Origin of the sequence: Enterobacter dykesii (genome assembly GCF_008364625.2) — a bacterium.
Taxonomy (GTDB): domain Bacteria; phylum Pseudomonadota; class Gammaproteobacteria; order Enterobacterales; family Enterobacteriaceae; genus Enterobacter; species Enterobacter dykesii.
Genome location: NZ_CP126604.1, coordinates 3,796,448 through 3,814,094, shown reverse-complemented (window position 1 = coordinate 3,814,094; position 17,647 = coordinate 3,796,448). Strand labels below are relative to the sequence as shown.

14 protein-coding genes are annotated in these 17,647 nt (G+C 58.5%); 8 read left to right on the top strand and 6 right to left on the bottom strand.

Annotated features, from left to right (window positions below; translation table 11 throughout):
- Window positions 1–268: 268 nt before the first annotated feature.
- Both F0320_RS18110 and F0320_RS18105 read left to right on the top strand, forming a co-directional pair.
- Entirely contained in the window at window positions 269–1,816 is a 1,548-nt protein-coding gene (locus tag F0320_RS18110; protein WP_126329370.1) for a methyl-accepting chemotaxis protein, read from the top strand.
- A 94-nt stretch (window positions 1,817–1,910) separates the two neighbouring features.
- A complete protein-coding gene (locus F0320_RS18105) occupies window positions 1,911–2,165 on the top strand; it encodes a hypothetical protein (RefSeq protein WP_126329372.1) in 255 nt (84 codons plus the stop codon).
- A gap of 107 nt (window positions 2,166–2,272) precedes the next feature.
- On the opposite strand, the gene F0320_RS18100 is transcribed toward F0320_RS18105, so the two are convergent.
- Window positions 2,273–2,605 (bottom strand): glycine zipper family protein, encoded by a 333-nt coding sequence (locus F0320_RS18100; protein ID WP_149323904.1) that lies wholly within the window; start codon window positions 2,603–2,605, stop codon window positions 2,273–2,275.
- A gap of 152 nt (window positions 2,606–2,757) precedes the next feature.
- Window positions 2,758–3,624 (bottom strand): glutathione-dependent disulfide-bond oxidoreductase, encoded by an 867-nt coding sequence (yghU, locus tag F0320_RS18095; RefSeq protein ID WP_126329376.1) that lies wholly within the window; start codon window positions 3,622–3,624, stop codon window positions 2,758–2,760.
- A gap of 245 nt (window positions 3,625–3,869) precedes the next feature.
- On the opposite strand from yghU, the gene F0320_RS18090 reads away from it, so the two are divergent.
- From F0320_RS18090 to gss, 6 genes are all read left to right on the top strand, one after another.
- Window positions 3,870–5,459 (top strand): ABC transporter substrate-binding protein, encoded by a 1,590-nt coding sequence (locus tag F0320_RS18090; RefSeq protein ID WP_126329378.1) that lies wholly within the window; start codon window positions 3,870–3,872, stop codon window positions 5,457–5,459.
- A 45-nt stretch (window positions 5,460–5,504) separates the two neighbouring features.
- Window positions 5,505–6,458, top strand: coding sequence for an ABC transporter permease (locus F0320_RS18085; protein ID WP_126329380.1), 954 nt, complete (start codon window positions 5,505–5,507; stop codon window positions 6,456–6,458).
- Window positions 6,459–6,463: 5 nt separating this feature from the next.
- Window positions 6,464–7,309, top strand: a complete 846-nt coding sequence (locus tag F0320_RS18080) for an ABC transporter permease (RefSeq protein WP_023294546.1) — start codon at window positions 6,464–6,466, stop codon at window positions 7,307–7,309.
- Entirely contained in the window at window positions 7,302–8,279 is a 978-nt protein-coding gene (locus tag F0320_RS18075; protein ID WP_126329382.1) for an ABC transporter ATP-binding protein, read from the top strand. The genes F0320_RS18080 and F0320_RS18075 overlap by 8 nt, the downstream gene beginning before the upstream one ends.
- Entirely contained in the window at window positions 8,276–9,253 is a 978-nt protein-coding gene (locus F0320_RS18070) for an ABC transporter ATP-binding protein (protein WP_126329384.1), read from the top strand. The genes F0320_RS18075 and F0320_RS18070 overlap by 4 nt, the downstream gene beginning before the upstream one ends.
- 111 nt (window positions 9,254–9,364) lie before the next feature.
- Window positions 9,365–11,227, top strand: a complete 1,863-nt coding sequence (gene gss / locus F0320_RS18065; RefSeq protein WP_126329386.1) for a bifunctional glutathionylspermidine amidase/synthase — start codon at window positions 9,365–9,367, stop codon at window positions 11,225–11,227.
- A gap of 52 nt (window positions 11,228–11,279) precedes the next feature.
- Here the strand turns inward: gss and pgaD are convergent, their stop codons facing one another.
- Genes pgaD through pgaA form a run of 4 tightly spaced genes read right to left on the bottom strand, consistent with a single transcriptional unit; the run spans window position 11,280 to window position 17,419 of the window.
- Complete coding sequence (gene pgaD / locus F0320_RS18060) at window positions 11,280–11,714, bottom strand: poly-beta-1,6-N-acetyl-D-glucosamine biosynthesis protein PgaD (protein ID WP_126329388.1); 435 nt, start codon at window positions 11,712–11,714, stop codon at window positions 11,280–11,282.
- Window positions 11,714–13,042, bottom strand: coding sequence for a poly-beta-1,6-N-acetyl-D-glucosamine synthase (gene pgaC, locus F0320_RS18055; protein ID WP_149323905.1), 1,329 nt, complete (start codon window positions 13,040–13,042; stop codon window positions 11,714–11,716). Before pgaC ends, pgaD begins: the two co-directional genes overlap by 1 nt.
- Window positions 13,035–14,972: a poly-beta-1,6-N-acetyl-D-glucosamine N-deacetylase PgaB gene (gene pgaB, locus F0320_RS18050; RefSeq protein ID WP_149323906.1), complete on the bottom strand. Its 1,938-nt coding sequence runs from the start codon at window positions 14,970–14,972 to the stop codon at window positions 13,035–13,037. Before pgaB ends, pgaC begins: the two co-directional genes overlap by 8 nt.
- Before the next feature lie 8 nt (window positions 14,973–14,980).
- Window positions 14,981–17,419, bottom strand: coding sequence for a poly-beta-1,6 N-acetyl-D-glucosamine export porin PgaA (gene pgaA / locus F0320_RS18045; protein WP_126329394.1), 2,439 nt, complete (start codon window positions 17,417–17,419; stop codon window positions 14,981–14,983).
- Window positions 17,420–17,647 lie beyond the last annotated feature (228 nt).

The window sequence follows — 17,647 nt, the reverse complement described above, 5'->3', positions numbered from 1 at the left end:
CTGTGGGAGAGGGCCCGGGTGAGGGCATCAGACCGCACTATTTATCCGACGACGCCTGCCACAGATTCAAAGCGCTTTCCCACTCTGCCCTTATCACATCACAAATTGCATCCCTAAGCGCGGGCCTAATGATTAACGACTGCTGTGTGACCAGTGAAGCCACGCTAATTAAAAATGATCACAAAACGTTATAATTTCCCTTTTTCCTGCCGATAACGAGAGTAGTACTCGCCTCTGGGCGAACTCACCCTCACGGCAAGGAAGACTTATGAATATGCTCCGTAATTTCACGATCCGCTTCGTCATGCTGACGATTCTCGGGATCTTTTGTTTAATGTGGGCGGGCGTTGGGTTGTACAGCACCTGGTCCCTTTCTCGCGTATCAGATGGCAATGAGGTCGATCGCCAGCTGGTTAAACAGATGACGGTACTCAGCCAGGGTAACGATCAATATTTCCGCTTTGTGACCCGTCTGAGCCGCGCGATGGAAGTCAAAGCCGCAGGCGGCACGCCGGATCTCTCCTCTGCCCAACAGGCGCTGGATAACATGGGCAAGAAACTGGCCGAGATGAAAGCGATCTCCCCAGGCCCGATGGATGAGCAGGTCTCTTCCCGGGTGATCGGCTCCTGGCAGGCGTTGCTTGAACAGGGCGTCACGCCGCAAATGCAGCAGGCGAAGCAGGGGGATCTGGAGGGGTATCGCCAGCAGGCCAACAACGTCACCCCACCGCTGAGCCGCGCGTTCGGTGCCGCCGCTGAGGAGTTCAACAATGCCGCCGCGAAGTCGCTCGACAGCACCCGCGTGGTGGTGGACGGCCTGACAAGCATGACCCGCACGGTGATTGTTGTCGCCACGATTATCGGCCTGCTGATCCTGCTCTTCACCGACCGTTACCTGGTGGCGATGCTGGTCAAACCGCTGGCTCGCATTCGCCAGCAGTTCCGCCAGATTGCCCAGGGCGATCTCAGCCAGCCCATTGAGCCGTTCGGTCGTAACTGCGTGGGGCAGCTGGTGCCGCTGCTGAGCGCCATGCAGGACAGCCTGCGCGAAGCGGTCAGCACGATTCGCTCCGGCAGTGAAAATATCTGGCGCGGCGCGACGGAAATCTCCAGCGGCAACAACGATCTCTCTTCCCGTACCGAAGAGCAGGCTGCTGCGCTGGAAGAGACGGCAGCCAGCATGGAACAGCTGACCGCCACGGTGAAACTGAACGCGGAAAGCGCGCGTCAGGCCAGCCAGCTGGCCGATGTGGCCTCAACCACCGCCAGCCGCGGCGGCTCGCTGGTGGAAGAGGTGGTGACCACCATGAGCGGTATTTCGGAAAGCTCGAAGAAAATTGCTGAAATCACCAACGTGATCAACAGCATTGCCTTCCAGACCAATATTCTGGCACTCAATGCGGCGGTTGAAGCGGCGCGCGCGGGTGAACAGGGGCGTGGTTTCGCGGTGGTGGCAGGTGAAGTTCGCAACCTGGCAAGCCGCAGCGCCAACGCGGCCAAAGAGATTGAGGGGCTGATTACCGATTCCGTTTCCCGCGTCGAGCAGGGGGCGCAGCTGGTAAGCGACACCGGCACCACCATGGATGCGATTTTGCGCGACGTGACGGAAGTGACGATCATCATGAAGCAAATTGCTTCCGCCTCTGAGGAGCAAAGCAAGGGCATTTCGCAGGTCGGGATTGCCATTACGCAGATGGATGGCGTTACCCAGCAAAACGCCTCGCTGGTTGAAGAAGTTTCTGCCGCGGCGGCGGCGCTGGAGCGCCAGACCGAAGAGCTTCAGCGCTCGGTGCAGAAGTTCCGCCTGACGGCATAACGCAACTTTCCAGGGCCGTCCGGTGCGGCCTTGTATTATTAACGCCTTCCCCATTCAGCCCCTTCTGAAACTGCTATTCTTTTGCTAACCCTTTATGAACAGATCGTTATCTATCATTCCTGTCCTTTCTTTCATTATTCTGATGCTGTTCTCGGTTTCTGCCAGCGCGAACCAGCAGGCGCAGGAGCGGCGTGTAGCGCGTGATGTCAGGCAGGAAACCCGCGACGCGTCGCGGCAGGTGAAGCAGACCTGCGTGGCGAACAATAACCAGAGCAATCATGACTGCCGTCAGGACAAGCGTCAGATGAAACAGTCCGGAAGACAAAAAGCGCGGGACATTAAGTATTAATGCGGTTAACGAAAACTATCCAGGGATGAGACACGAACAATAAGCGGAGGGCGTCATCGGGAATGTGATTCATGCCGGGCAAACGCAGCGCTGCCCGGCTGTATTTATCAGTGCGTCGCTTCACCGATCAGCGCACCCGTGCCCGCACCAACGGCTGCACCTTTCAGCACGCTCTTGCCGGTAATCGCCGCGGCACCAGCGCCTACGGCAGCCCCTACCGCGCCGCCCTTACGCGCGGCTTTACCTTTGCCGCCGTTTTTGAACATGGCACCGGTGCCTGCGCCCACGACGGCGTCGCCAACGGTTGATTTCAGATCTTTGCCCGTGGCCGCACCAATGGCCGCGCCTGCTACCGCGCCGGCGGCAGTTTTGTCGATTGCCATTCCCGAGGTGGAAAAAATGAGGGCGCTGATAACCAGCGTTGTTTTAATAAGTTTCATAACAGATCCTTTGTGACTGCTGTCGGTTGAGACATCGTATCTCACGCGAGAAAAACGTCCAGATAGTGCCAGCAATACCGGCTTAACCTTTAAGCTAATCATGCCCTGGGCAGGGATCTCAGTTGCCGGGCGGGGATCCGCCCGGCGGAACATTACGCCTGACGCTTATCTTCCGTATTGGTATCGAAGTCGCTCGCCGCGTGGCGCTCGTGGAGCTGCTCGTTCAGCTCGCCGCTGGTGCGGTTAACGATACGGCCGCGCTTAACGGCATGGCGATTCGCCACGTCTTTCGCCCAGCGCTGCACGTTCGTGTACTTCTCTGCGTCGAGGAACTCGGCGGCGTTATAGACGCTGCCCAGCGCCACGCAGCCGAACCACGGCCAGATGGCGATATCCGCGATGGTGTACTCCTCACCCGCCACGTAGCGGCCGCGCGCCAGCTGTTTATCCAGCACGTCGAACAGGCGTTTGGCTTCCATGGTGAAGCGGTCAATCGCGTATTCAATTTTTACCGGCGCGTAGTTGTAGAAGTGGCCAAAGCCGCCGCCGAGGAACGGCGCTGCGCCCTGCAGCCAGAACAGCCAGTTCAGGGTCTCGGTGCGTCCAGCCGGATCTTTCGGCAGGAAGTGACCGAATTTCTCTGCCAGATAGAGCAGGATATTGCCGGATTCAAATACGCGCGTTGGCGGGGTCGTGGAGTGGTCACGCAGCGCCGGTATTTTCGAGTTCGGGTTCACCTCAACAAACCCGCTGGAGAACTGATCGCCCTCGCCGATGCGGATCAACCATGCGTCATACTCCGCACCCGTCACGCCCAGCGCCAGCAGCTCTTCGAGCATGATCGTCACTTTCTGGCCGTTCGGTGTTCCGAGAGAGTAAAGCTGCAGCGGGTGGGAGCCCACGGGCAGATCTTTCTCATGGGTCGCGCCGGAAATCGGGCGGTTGATGTTGGCGAACGCGCCGCCGCCGTTCTTTTTCCATTCCCACACTTTTGGTGGCTGATACGTGTTGTCTGACATGTTGGCCTGCCTTTTGAGTGATGTGTTGAGGCAGTGTAGCAGGAGATTTGTGAACCGTTTAACGTTGCGAGCGCAATCAATTAACCGCTATTCCTTCTGGCGCTTATATATAACAAATCCGGCATAAGCTTAATCGAAAATCGCATTTTCATAATTAATGCGAAAACCGATAAAGCTGAATATGATGCTTCAACATAAATAAAAAATGCAGTAATAAACACTTTATAAGGCAAGGAGTTAGTGAGATGCGCAAGCTTCTGTTATCGGCAGTGGTCGTTTCGCTCGCGTTAGGCCTGGCGGGCTGTGATGATGCGAAAAATAAAGAGACAAGCAATGTGCCTGCAGCAAAAAACGACGCGCCAAAAGAGGGCGGTTCGCTGATTATTGGTATTACCTCCGGCGACCCGTTAGCCGTGAATCCGCTCTATGCCAGCGACCGTACGACGTTAACGATCATGCAGGCGCTCTATGCCCCGCTGTACAGCTTTAATAACGGCAACATTGAGTGGGGCCTGGCGGAAAGCCTGACGCCTTCCGCCGACAACCTGAGCTATACCCTGACGTTAAAACCCAACCTGAAATGGCAGGACGGCCAGCCGCTGACGGCGGACGACGTGGTCTTCACCTTCAACAAGCTGCTGGATGCCAAACAGCACAGCTTCTTCCGCAGCATGTTTACCTGGGGCGGCAAGCCTGTTGAGGTGAGCAAGGTTGATGAGCGCACCGTTAAGTTCACCCTACCGCAGGTCAGCGCGGCCTTTACCGGCACCCTGGTACAGATCTACCCGATCCCGCAGCACGTGTTCGCCGGTGAAGGCGACCTGGAAAAGAGCAGCAAAAACGATGCGCCGGTAGGCTCCGGGCCGTTCAAATTCAAAGAGTATCGCGCCGGGCAGTATTACGCCCTGACCCGTTTTGACGATTACTGGAACGGCAAAGCGAAGCTTGATTCGGTCACCTACCGTTTCGCCAAAGACAGCAACGCCGCCAACCTTGCGCTGCAAAACGGGGAAATCAACCTCAAGATGGTTGACCCGCAGGATGTGAACCGCCTGAAAAATACCGGTAAGTTTGACTTCGTGGTCTATCCGGAAGGTCGTCTGGCCTACATGACGTTCAACCAGAACGTGCCGGTGATGAAGAGCAAAGCGCTGCGCCAGGCCATCGCGTATGCCATCAACAAAGACGAGCTCACCCAGACCGCCTTTACCTCGCTGGACTACGCTAAACCGGCGACCTCGTTCCTGACGCCAGATACGCTTTACAAGACGGATGACGTCGAGCAGTACAAGTTCGATCTGCAAAAAGCCAAAGAGCTGCTGAAGACGTCCTGCGCGCCGGACAATCTCAAGCTGCGCCTGGCGTATGTGAACACCAACAAAACCCAGGAGAGCATGGCGCTCTACATTCAGCAGGCGCTGAAGGGCATTGGGGTGAACGTGGAGCTGATGCCGCTGGACTCCAACGCCATGTCTCAGCGCAGCCTCGATATGAACAACACCGCGTGGGAGCTGAACCTGGGCGGCTACATCATGGGCTCCGAGCCGGACGGTTACAAATCGCTGTTCATGAGCAACGAAGCCTATAACTACGCGCACTACAAAAATCCGCAGTTTGATGCCCTGTGGGATAAAGGCGCAGTGGAAACCGACGCCGCGAAACGGGCCGATATCTACAAGCAAATTCAGCAGACCGTGGCGAACGACATGACGTACTACCCGATCGCCTACACCAATGCGACCGTCGCGGTGGACAAGCGTTTTGGCGGCACCGAGGAAGCGGAGCCGAAACCGGTCTATCTGTTCCAGGATCTGTCAAAAATCTATCAGAAATAAGTGATTGCCCCGGCCGTCAGGTCGGGGCTTTTGAAAGGGCACGTCGTGAACACACTCCTCACGCGTCGGCTGCTGCAGCTGCTGCCGATGCTGTTTTTTATTTCACTGGTGGCGTTTCTGCTGGTCAAGCTCGCGCCCGGCGATCCGGTGGCGGCGTACATTACGCCGCGTATGGCCCCGGAGGATATCGAGCGTATTCGCCAGAGCCTGGGGCTGGATAAGCCGCTGGTCACGCAGTACGTCCTGTGGCTGAAAAACGTCCTGCAGGGCGATCTCGGCTATTCGCTGATTTACCACCGCCCGGTGCTGGAGATGATTGGCGAACGCATTCCGGCCACGCTGGGACTGATGGGCGCGTCGCTGCTGATGGCGATCGTGCTGGCGATCCCGTTGGGCCTGCTGGCCGGGGCATTTAAGCACCGCTGGCTGGATCATCTGCTCAATTTATTCGCCTATATCGGCATTTCTGTTCCGATATTCTGGTTTGGCATTTTGCTCATCACCGTTTTTGCCGTGCAGCTTAGCTGGTTCCCCAGCATGGGGATGCGCACCATCGGCATGGAGGATAATGCGCTGGACGTGCTGCGTCATGGCGTGCTGCCGTGTATTGCCCTCACGTTTTACAACCTTTCCAGCTACGTGCGCTACATCCGCTCCAACACCATCTCGCAGCTCTCGGCCGACTACGTGCAGACCCAGTTGGCTTACGGCGCCACGCGCTCCAGTATTCTGTTCCGCCACGTGTTGAAAAACGTGCTGCTGCCGGTGATCACCCTGTTCGGCCTCTCGTTCGGTGAGCTGATTGTGGGGGCCTATGTAACGGAAAGCGTCTTCTCCTGGCCGGGGATGGGGCTGCTCGGGATCCAGTCGATCGCCTCGCTGGACTACCCGCTGATTATGGCGATCATCATGCTCTCGTCGATGATGCTGATCGTCGGCAACCTGATCGCCGACGTGCTTTATCGCTTCGCCGATCCCCGCATTCGTACGCTGAGGTAGCCCGGATGAGCAGACGCTGGCAGCAGGTTCGTCACCAGCTGCGCCGCAACCGTCCGGCGCAGTTCTCCCTGTTTGTGCTTTTTATTTTCGTTGTCGCCGCGCTCTGTGCGGGGTTAAGCCCGTACGATCCGGATCGGATGGCGCTCGGCGCGCGCACGTTGCCGCCGGATGCCGCGCACTGGTTTGGCACCGACGAATACGGCCGCGACTACTTCACCCGCGCGCTGTATGGCGGCCAGATCTCCCTGATGGTCGGTTTTCTCGCCATGCTCTTTTCTACGCTTATCGGCACGGTGGTGGGAACGGTGAGCGGCTATTTTGGCGGCTGGCTGGATAACCTGATGATGCGCGCTGTGGATATCCTGATGGCCATTCCGGCCTTCTTCCTGCTGCTGGTAGTGAATGCTTACCTCAAGCCGGGCGTGGATAACATCATTCTGATTATCAGCCTGCTGACGTGGATGAACATGTCGCGTCTGGTGCGTGCTGAAACCCTGTCGGTGAAAGAGCGCGAGTACGTGCTTTATGCCCGCGCGTCGGGGGAACATCCGCTGCGCATCATCGTGCGCCACATCATTCCCGGCGTGCTGCCGACCATTATCGTGGCGGCCACGCTCAATATCGCCTCGGCCATTCTGATGGAGTCGACGCTCAGCTTCTTAGGGCTGGGCGTGCAGGCGCCCGCGGCGTCGTGGGGAAGCATGCTTAACAACGCGCAGTCTTATATAGGCGAAGCGTCGTGGCTGGCGATGTTCCCCGGCATTCTGATCCTGCTGACGGTGTTCAGCTTTAACGTGCTCGGCGATGTATTCCGTACCGCCTTTGAGCCGGGAGCGAATCGCGATGAGTAACTTATTAGCGCTTGAGGACCTGCAAACCACGTTCCGCACCCGCGAGGGCGAGGTTCACGCGGTGCGCGGCGTGAGCTTTCAGGTGCGGCCGGGAGAACTTGTCGGCATCGTCGGCGAGTCGGGCTGTGGGAAAAGCGTCACCTGCAAGTCGATTATCCAGCTTCTGGGGAGCAACGGACGGATCGCCGGCGGCAGCATCCGCTTCCAGAATGAGGATCTGGCGCAGAAAACGCCCGCGCAGATGCGCGCCATTCGCGGCAACGAGATCGCGATGATTTTTCAGGATCCGATGACCGCCCTGAACCCGGTGCTGACCATCGGCAAGCAGATGGCAGAGATTCTGATGCGCAACAAAGGGCTGACAAAAAAAGCGGCCAAAGCGGCGGCAATCGCCATGCTGGAACAGGTGGGCATTGCCGGGGCGGAACGCCGATACGACCAGTATCCTCACGAGTTTAGCGGCGGGATGCGCCAGCGGGTGATGATCGCGATTGCGCTCTCCTGCAACCCGAAGCTTCTCATCGCCGACGAACCGACTACCGCGCTGGACGTGACCATTCAGGCGCAGATCCTGCGCCTGCTGAAAAGCCTGCAACAGCAGACCCAAACCGCGATTTTGCTGATCACCCACGATCTCGGCGTGGTGGCGCAGGTCTGCAGCCGCGTGGTGGTGATGTACGGCGGGCTGGTGATGGAGGAGGGGAGCGTGGAGGACATTTTTTATCGCCCTGCGCATCCTTACACCCAGGGTCTGCTGGCCTCGCTGCCGCGCCCGGATGAGGTGAATCAGCGTTTATCACCCATTGAAGGCTCGCCGCCTGGCCTGCTGAATCCGCCGCCGGGCTGCCCGTTCGCGGAACGCTGCCCGAAGCGCATGCTCCAGTGTGAGCAACAGCCCGCCTTTTACGCCGCCGGAGAGGGCCATCGCGCCGCCTGCTGGCTATGGGCCGACAAGGAGATTCAGGCATGAGTGAACAACAGGCGCCCTTAGTGAGCGTGCGCGATCTGCGCAAGCACTATCAGCTTAACGGCGGTTTGCTGCGTAAAGGCGTGGCCGTGAAGGCGGTTGACGGCGTGAGCTTTGATATCCAGCCCGGCGAGACGTTTGGCCTGGTGGGGGAGTCCGGCTGCGGAAAATCCACCCTCGGGCGCGCCATACTGCGCCTCTTCGATATCACCTCTGGCGAGATCCACTTCGCCGGACAGGCGATCGCCCACGCCCGCGAAAAAGAACTCAAGCCGCTGCGCAAGCGAATGCAGGCGATTTTTCAGGATCCTTATTCCTCGCTCAACCCTGGAATGACGGTGCGACAGCTGGTGGCCGAGCCGATGCAGATCCACGGCTACAGCCGCGAAGAACAGCGGGAACGTACGGAAACGCTGCTCTACAAAGTGGGGCTGAAGCACGAGCACCTTGAACGGTTCCCGCATGAGTTCAGCGGCGGGCAGCGTCAGCGCATCAGTATTGCCCGCGCGTTGTCGGTTCATCCTGAATTCGTGCTGTGCGATGAGCCGCTCTCGGCGCTGGACGTCTCGGTGCAGGCGCAGGTGGTGAATATTTTGCAGGATCTTCAGCAGGAGCTGGGGCTAACCTATCTATTCATCGCCCACGATCTCTCCATGGTTCGGCATATCTCCAGCCGCATTGGGGTGATGTATCTCGGCAAACTGGTGGAGGTTGCCCCGGCGAATGAGCTGTATCAGCGTCCGGCGCACCCTTATACCCGTGCGCTGCTGGCGGCGGTTCCCCAGCCCGACCCGCGAATTCGCAATCTCGAAGACGCCACCCTGCGCGGCGACATTCCTGGCCCCACGTCCGCGCTGCCGGGCTGTAAGTTCTGCAGCCGCTGCCCGCACGCCATGCCGGTTTGCCAGACGCAGGAGCCTGCCATGCAGGAGATTGCGCCAGGGCATTTCGCGGCATGCTGGCTGTTTAACATGTAGTTAATGCACCGCGCAGGTGTATGATAAACGCTCCTCTGTCAGGTTAATTACAACGTGCAGACGACGACAACCCTTAAAAAAATTGCCGCCTGCCTGTTTTAGGTTGGATACATGCGTAAAGGAAAGTTAAGCAGTGATGCGCCATTCGGGACATTGTTAGGCTATGCGCCCGGTGGCGTGGCGATTTACTCTTCAAATTACGGCAGTCTGGACCCGCGCAGCTACCCGCAAGACGCGGATTTTCGCAGCTATATCGGCAACGAGTACATGGGCCACAAGTGGCAGTGCGTTGAGTTTGCCCGCCGTTTCCTGTTTCTCAACTATGGCTTCGTGTTTACCGACGTCGGCATGGCGTGGGAAATCTTCTCCCTGCGCTTTTTGCGTCAGGTGGTGAACGATAACATTCTGCCCCTTCAGGCTTTTGCCAACGGGTCAAAACGCGCGCCGCGCGCCGGGGCGTTGCTGATCTGGCAAAAGGGCGGCGAGTTTCACGAGACCGGCCACGTGGCGGTGATCACCCAGCTTCTGGACGATAGGGTACGTATTGCGGAGCAGAACGTGATTCACTCCCCGCTGCCGCTCGGGCAGCAGTGGACGCGCGAGCTGCGTCTGAGCGTGGAGAACGGGTGTTATACAATTCATGACACCTTCAACGACACGGAGATTCTCGGCTGGATGATCCAGACCGACGACACGGAACACAGCATTCCCCAGCCGGAAATCGACGGCGAACTGCTGAAAATCAGCGGCGCGCGGCTGAAAAACAAACGTCAGTTCGACGGAAAATGGCTTAACGAAAATGACGCGCTACAGCAGGCGTATATCCGCGCCAACGGCCATGTGATCAACAAAGATCCCTGCCAGTACTTCACCATTACCGAAAGCGCCGAGCAGGAGCTGATCAAGGCCACCAACGAACTGCATCTGATGTACCTGCACGCGACGGACAAGGTGCTGAAAGACGACAGCCTGCTGGCGCTTTTCGACATCCCGAAAATCCTCTGGCCGCGCCTGCGCCTCTCCTGGCAGTGGCGTCGCCACCATATGATCACCGGTCGTATGGATTTCTGCATGGATGAGCGCGGCATTAAGGTCTACGAGTACAACGCGGATTCCGCCTCCTGCCATACCGAGGGCGGGCTGATTCTCGAAGAGTGGGTGAAAAACGGCTATCGCGGCAACGGGCATAACCCGGCGGAAGGGCTGCTGGAAGAGCTGACTGGGGCGTGGAAGCACAGCCACGCGCGGCCGTTCGTCCACATCATGCAGGACAACGATGTCGAAGAGGACTATCACGCGCTCTTTATACAGCGTTCGCTAATGCAGGCTGGGTTCGAGACCAAAATCCTGCACGGGCTGGGGGCGCTCAGCTGGGATGCCGCCGGACAGCTGATTGACGACGAAGGTCGCCACGTCAACTGCGTGTGGAAAACCTGGGCGTGGGAAACGGCGATAGAGCAGATCCGCGAGGTGAGCGAAACCGAATACGCCGCCGTGCCGATTCGCACCGGACATCCTAAGGGCGAGGTGCGCCTGATTGACGTCCTGCTGCGCCCGGAGGTGCTGGTCTTCGAACCGCTGTGGACCGTGATTCCCGGCAACAAGGCGATTCTCCCGGTTCTGTGGCAGCTGTTCCCGAATCACCGTTACCTGCTCGACACCGATTTTGAGGTTAACGATCTACTGAAGCAGACCGGCTACGCTGCCAAGCCGATTGCCGGCCGCTGCGGCAGCAATATCGACCTGATTAGCGCCCAGGACGAACTGCTGGATAAATCCAGCGGCAAGTTTGTCGACCGCAAGAATATCTACCAGCAGCTGTGGTGCCTGCCGAAGGTCGACGGCAAGTACATACAGGTCTGCACCTTCACCGTGGGCGGAAACTACGGCGGCACCTGTCTGCGCGGCGATGACTCGCTGGTGGTGAAGAAAGAGAGCGATATCGAGCCGCTGATTGTGGTTAAAGATAAGTAGTTCACACCCGCAATAAAAAAGCCCCCGCAGGGTCTCCTGCGGGGGCTTTTCGCTACTGTTCTTCCTCTTCCTGCTGCCCGCTTACCTTCAGATCGATGATGCGGCCAATCTGGTCATGGTACACCGTCAGCAGGTTGTACTGGCTCATCTCGGAGATGATCTGCGGCGAGACGTTAAAGCTGCGGGCCAGCTCCTCCTGGTGAAAATAGCCCGGCTGGCGCCGTCTCACGTTGGCGCGGCGGCGGTTGTACTGATACCACAAAATCAGCAGCCAGCCGTTGAGCGCGGCAAACAGCAAGTAGAGCAACACCGTATTAAAGGACGCGATAATCACGCCCCAGCGGTGGTCGCTCTCATCGGTTAGCTGCATCCAGAGCCTGGCATACAGGAAAAACAGAAATCCTCCCCACGCCACCAGCGTCAGCGCTGCATCGAAAAGACGCGGCAAGAGCCGATGCTCGGTCAAAATTAAGGTATTTTCGTTCATTAAATGCTCCCTTTTCCCCGGTCCGGACTGATCCATCGCGCGCGGGCGCGCTGGCGTTTAAGCATGACTTTTGGAAATGCGACGAGGGTGGTGAACAGGCCGATCATCCAGTACACCATCGGGAACCAGATCACCCAGAAAAGCGAGCTGGCCACTTTTCGTTCATAGCGCCGCTCGATGTACAAGCTGACCAGGAACTGCAGCAGGCACATCACGCCCAGCAGCAGGCCGGTAAACTCCGGTGGAAAAAGGCTCTCCACGGTTAGCCTGGCGGGAACAGGCGCAACATGGCTGAGGAGGAATAGCAGCACCGTCATCGCGTACGCGAAGGCCCACAGCGTTGACAGCGCGTACTCCAGAAACAGCGGCCACATGCGGTGATGCTCCCAGCGCACAATCCTGCGAAGGTTAACCAGAAACACCTCCGCGCCCCCCTGGGCCCAGCGCAGGCGCTGTTTCCACAGGCCCTTCAGCGTCTCCGGCATCAGGATCCAGCACAGCGCCCGCGGCTCAAAAAAGATATCCCAGTGGCGCAGTTGAAGCTTCCAGCTGATGTCGATATCTTCGGTGATCATGTCCGGACTCCAGTACCCGACGTCCGCCAGCGCCTGTCGGCGAAACGCGGCGATGACGCCGGAGACGGTAAAGACCCGGCCATAGATCCGCTGCGTCCGCTTGATGAGCCCAATAATGGATGAGAACTCGCCCACCTGAATGCGGCCAATCAGCGTGGAGCGCGTGCGAATACGCGGATTGCCGGTAACCGCGCCGACGTGGGGGTACTGAATCAGCGGTGCCACCAGATAAGCGGCGGTATCGCGGTCGAGCAGGGCGTCGCCGTCAATGCAGACCAGCAGATCGCCCCGCGCCGCCGCGGCTCCGGCCTTGAGCGCCAGCGCTTTCCCCTGGTTCTCCGCGAGGTTAATCACCCGCAGGCGCGGCTGTTCCAGCGCCAGCTCCTGCAGAACCTGCGCGGTGTTGTCAGAAGACCCGTCGTTGATGGCGATAACTTCTATATTTTCATACCGCTGATCCAGCGCGGCGCTGATGGTCTCCCGGGCATTTCGTCCCTCGTTGAAACAGGGGATCAGAATGGAGATGAGCGGCTCACCCGCGAGCGTCGGGGCGGGCGTGTCTTTATCCCAAGACCAGTGGCGTTCAAGCTGAAACCAGAAATAGAGGCCGCCGGTTATCCAGAGCACCGACATGAACAGCGGCCAGAAGAACACAAAATCCAGAATCAGTTCGCCGGTAAAGAGGGCGGCCACGCCTAACGGCAACCCGAATACCAGACATAAAATAGAGAAGGCTATAATGCGATCAGTCATTGTCAGGGTACCAGTACGAAGAAAATTCAGGCCTGATGCGTGAGATATCAGGTTGATTGTTGATGAAGTCGTCGGGGTAGTAACCGTAGTTTTTGACGCCGTTCAGCTGGAGCACGCGCATCCACTGCGCAAGCTGGCTGTCGGACACGGCGCGCTGCGGTTTCTGGTCCCAGTCCCTGGCCTGCAGCTCGAAAATGGTTTTATCGAGCGCGCCGGGGCGTGCGGCTACCGCGTTAACCAGACGCGTCAGCCAGGCATCACTTTCATCTGCCGGGACGGACTCCATCAGCGGCATGGCCATCGGCACCGTCCAGTCATACTCCGCCAGAAAATCATCAAGATTCTGCGCAAACCACGCTTCGCTTTCGGGCTGCAGAATGGGTAAGGCGAATATATTGCGCGCGGTTTTTATCTGCGGGCCACGGATATGCTTCACCGCCAGGCTCAGGGCGTGGGTAAGTCCGATAAGCGTCTGGCTTTTCTGACGCGTGGTGTTCTGACCGGCATCGTCCACGTCCGTCAGCGCCGCATCGTCATGGAACAAAATCCCGTTGAAGCTGGCATAGCGGGCCAGATCTTCATAGATGTCCGTCACCTGCTGGCGCACCTGCGGGTCCCACGGGGAAAGCCGGATATAGGGTTCGGTGGCTTCGCGCAGCTCGCCGGTTTGACGATCCCTGCGCTGCACGCGCGGCAGGGAAGGATTGAGATCGAACGAGAGCACCGGCATCCACGCGAAGACTTTTACCCCCGCGCGGGTTTGCAGCTGCCAGGAGACAAAATTAAAAAGATCTGCCCGGACCGGCAGCCGGCGGTTGGGGAAATAGAGCGCCTTGATCCTGCCGTCGCCCTGCGGGTCGGCAAACGCCTGCAGGAAAACATGGCTGATCTTCATGTCGTAGACCCGCTGGATCAGCTTGTTGATGTTTTGAGTCTGCTGGGCCGGATCGGGATCGTAAACGTAGTCGAGATCGACGTGCATGACGCGCACGGGATCGCGCTCCTGAACCTGGCTGACCGTGCTGGCAAACGCCTTGAGCGAGGGATTTCCGGCGATCAGCAGACGGGGGATGTTGCCCAGATCCTGCACGTTCCCCAGCCCGTCCTCAAGGGTAAAGGCCAACTGATAACCCTGCTGTCTGGCGATAGCGAGCGACGTACCGTTAGCGGCGCCGTAGGGCCAGACCCAGGCGCGCGGCGCTTTGCCCGTCACCTGCGTGATTTTTTCAGTCACTTTGCGAACGTCATCGCCGATCCGCTGGCTGAACTGCCGATCGGTTTCATAGCGACCCGTCGCGCTGTCATAAAAGCGATTGGCGATCGCCGGCTCGCGGCTGCCCTGCGGGTTGCCCGGAATGCCGTAATGCGAAGCCCAGGTATGCGATCCGATCTCAATCAGCGGGGACCGGCTGAGCTCGCGCACCATGTCCCACGTCGCGAAGCGATCCCGGGGCGTCATCAGGCCGCCGAAGTTAACTTTTTGTTTCGCTGGCGTATCGACCCAGCTGCCCACCGGTGCCCACAGCGCAGGAACGTTCCAGGCCTGAAGTAGCGGCCAGACGCGGGTGTAAAAGCTGCTGTAGCCGTCGTCAAAGCTGAGAAGAACGGCTTTTGGCGGCAGCGTTTTTTTCCCGTCATGGGCATCCAGAATGTCCTGCACGCTGATGGCATGGTAGCCGTTGTGCAAAAGCCAGCTTATCTGCTCGTTTAACGCGCTGGTGCGAACGGAGAGATAGCGCTGATCGGCGGCATCGTCTTCTACATCGTGGTAGGCCAGGACCAGAAACTGGTTCTTCGGCCAGGGTTTGCTCGCCTCCAGCTGCGGCCGATCTTTGGGCGCAATGAACGAGATCGCCTGCGCGCAGACATTTGCGCTGAGGCAGAGCCAGCCGAGGAGTATCAGGCTCACGGAAAAACGTGTGTTCAGCATATTCATCCTTAAAAGCGTAAAGTCGCGTCAAACGTGACGGAGAGGTTGCTCTCGCGTTTGCCGTCGTAAGGGCGCTTGTCCCAGTTCAGCATCACGCCGGTATCAATGACGTTGTTCCACTGGACGCGCTGTCCGTAACCCAGCAGGGCGATGGCGCCAGCGGACTGATTTTTCTGCCAGTAGCTGCCGCCTCCCGCCACAAACTGCTGGCTCCAGAGGGTGTCGTAATGGCGGACCATCTCATGGTCAACGGCCAGGGCGGCCGTCACGGACAGATCCCGCGCCGGGTTGTAGTAGAGCGTGTCGCGCAGGCTGTTTTTACTGGCGGCTATCCCCGGTTCGAGATCCAGCGTCAGGGACGGGGTCTGCCAGAGACGCTCCTTGCCCGTGAGGGTGTATTCCTGGCGACGGTTATGGTCGGAGAATCGGCTGAGGGCGGCGCTGAACTGGTACTCACGCCGCTCGTTTTGATACCAGCGCACCCCGCCTTCCCCCCTGTTGGCGCTAATTCCGTTACGTAACGCTCGCAGGGGCGTGGTGCGCGACAGGCGTTCCAGGCTGCCGCTGACCTGCCAGCTATCGCTCACAAAATAGGTTGTTGAGAGTCGAGCACCCGGCTTGTTTTCACCGTGATAGCGGTTGCTGGAGAGCTCGGCTTCAAGCTGAAGATCGCGTGGCCGCCATTCGACGCCGCCCAACAGGTGCCGGCTGGTGCCTTTGCCTTCATCGAAATTACCCTCTGCATAGCGGGTACCGGCAAACAGCCGCCATTTGTCTGCCAGAGGCGGGCCATAGAGCGTGGCGTCCCAGTTGAGGTCGTGCGTCCCGCTGACGGGGTTATCGGAGTGCAACCCCTTGCTCGCGTTGAGGCGCAGCTCGGACATATGGTGGACGGTGCGGAGCCTGTCGAGACGCCATGCGCTGCGGTCGGCTGGCGCGCGGGCAAGCACGTCGTCGGCCAGTAAATCCATTTGCCGCCACTCCTGCAGATCCATGGCGACGTAAGCCTGCTGCTGCTCAAGCTCCAGATTCGAGGGCTCCAGCGCCTCCGCCTTTTTCAGCTTTTGCTCGGCCGCGCGCGGCAGGCCCCGCGCCTGAAGGAGGGTGGCGTAGTCAATCTGTAACCCCTGATTGCCCGGCGCCGTTGTCGCCAGATGGTGCGCCAGCTTTTCGGCTTCCGGCAGGGCATTCGTCGCCAGCAAATAGTTAAAGCGGAGCGACTGTCCGGTAAGCCACCGATCGTTCGGCTGAGGGGTAGGGGAGCCGAAATCGTAGCGGGTCCAGGGGACATTGTGGGTCTGGCGCTCAGCATATCGGCGGGCGGATTGATAATCTCCCGTATCCAGCCAGGCATAGAAAAGCGCGTGCTCCTCGTCCTGCGGGTCGGAAGCGTATTGTGGGTAGCGTTGCAGAAGCGCGAAGGCGGCGGCCGCATTTTTCTCCTGCAGATACGCGGAGATGACCCAGCCGATTGCCCAGCCCGGCACCGGATGCTGGGCTGCCGTAAGATCCTGATATTCGCTAATCACCTGTGGGTAATCAGCATGGGCGTACAGCGCGCCAAGCCTGTCGATACGCGCAAGGACGACGTCTTCCGCCGCCTGCGGCTCGTTCTGCCAGCGGGAAAGCAGGGCGTCGTAACGATTCAGCGCAGATTGCGCAAGCTGCAGGCGTTCCTTTTCTGTTCTGCCGGGCACATCGGCAAGGCGAACCCGTTCGGCGGCGGCATTACGTTCAAGACGGCGACGCTCCGCGGGGGACAGCGTTACGCTTTGTGAAAGCTGGAGCGCGGGGGTGTTCACCCGGCTATCCGTTAGCGCGTCGATCAGCTCGCTGAGGAGCGCTTTATTCTCAGGTGCGATATTCAGCGCGCGCGTGTCTGCCAGAAGCCGATCCCAGCTTTTTCCCTGGCGTAACCAGACATACGAGAGCGTCTGGAGATGCGCCTGAGAGGGATTTTCCGCTACCAGCCGTTGGGCTTCCTGCAGGGCAAGCGTGTCCATGCGGGCATCGGCGAGAGTTTTGATGTAGCCGATACGATAATCGTCGTTATCCGGCGCAAGGCTACGTGCCTCTTTCCAGCGCGCCAGAGCCGGCTGCCACGCTTTTTTATTCCGCCAGGATTGCGCGACGGCAGCAACGCCGCGGGCGGGCAGCGGCATATAAATACCGTAACGCTGCCAGACCTGAATAACCTCGTCATCATGACCTGCCCAGGACGCAACCTGTAACCAGTCCGCAACGTGTTCTGGCGTCAGGGCATGCTGCTGCTGATAACGATGAAGATAATCGAGAAACGGTGAGTAATTACCGTTTCTCGCCTGTTGAATCTGTTGCTCATAAACGGATTCAGTAGCCTGAGCCAGAACAGGAAAGAGGAATAACAGAAACAATAATGTTGGGGTGCGATAAAAGAATAACGTATTGAAGCGAAGCGATCTTTCCATATCTATTTGCCATTTGTTTATCATGAATCCATTGCATAACACGGCCGCCTTTAAACTCAGCGTTAAAGGCCATAAATGAGAACATTAAATCTGAATGCAGTAACGTTATGGGGTACTTACCTAAAGGTAATTATGGTTCCTTATCTCAGTGGACTGGGTGAAAGCTAATGTACACCTGATATGTTGCCGGATAAATATGTTGAAATGGGGGCGTGTTGTTTTGAGATA

What these genes read in the sequence shown, in the direction of transcription:
- F0320_RS18105 (WP_126329372.1), top strand. Translation starts at nt 1,911, where the DNA reads ATGAACAGATCGTTATCTATCATTCCTGTCCTTTCTTTCATTATTCTG.
- F0320_RS18070 (WP_126329384.1), top strand. Translation starts at nt 8,276, where the DNA reads ATGAGTGAACAACAGGCGCCCTTAGTGAGCGTGCGCGATCTGCGCAAG.
- pgaA (WP_126329394.1), bottom strand. Translation starts at nt 17,419, where the DNA reads ATGGAAAGATCGCTTCGCTTCAATACGTTATTCTTTTATCGCACCCCA.
- yghU (WP_126329376.1), bottom strand. Translation starts at nt 3,624, where the DNA reads ATGTCAGACAACACGTATCAGCCACCAAAAGTGTGGGAATGGAAAAAG.
- F0320_RS18075 (WP_126329382.1), top strand. Translation starts at nt 7,302, where the DNA reads ATGAGTAACTTATTAGCGCTTGAGGACCTGCAAACCACGTTCCGCACC.
- F0320_RS18100 (WP_149323904.1), bottom strand. Translation starts at nt 2,605, where the DNA reads ATGAAACTTATTAAAACAACGCTGGTTATCAGCGCCCTCATTTTTTCC.
- pgaD (WP_126329388.1), bottom strand. Translation starts at nt 11,714, where the DNA reads ATGAACGAAAATACCTTAATTTTGACCGAGCATCGGCTCTTGCCGCGT.
- pgaB (WP_149323906.1), bottom strand. Translation starts at nt 14,972, where the DNA reads ATGCTGAACACACGTTTTTCCGTGAGCCTGATACTCCTCGGCTGGCTC.
- F0320_RS18090 (WP_126329378.1), top strand. Translation starts at nt 3,870, where the DNA reads ATGCGCAAGCTTCTGTTATCGGCAGTGGTCGTTTCGCTCGCGTTAGGC.
- F0320_RS18080 (WP_023294546.1), top strand. Translation starts at nt 6,464, where the DNA reads ATGAGCAGACGCTGGCAGCAGGTTCGTCACCAGCTGCGCCGCAACCGT.
- F0320_RS18110 (WP_126329370.1), top strand. Translation starts at nt 269, where the DNA reads ATGAATATGCTCCGTAATTTCACGATCCGCTTCGTCATGCTGACGATT.
- gss (WP_126329386.1), top strand. Translation starts at nt 9,365, where the DNA reads ATGCGTAAAGGAAAGTTAAGCAGTGATGCGCCATTCGGGACATTGTTA.
- pgaC (WP_149323905.1), bottom strand. Translation starts at nt 13,042, where the DNA reads ATGACTGATCGCATTATAGCCTTCTCTATTTTATGTCTGGTATTCGGG.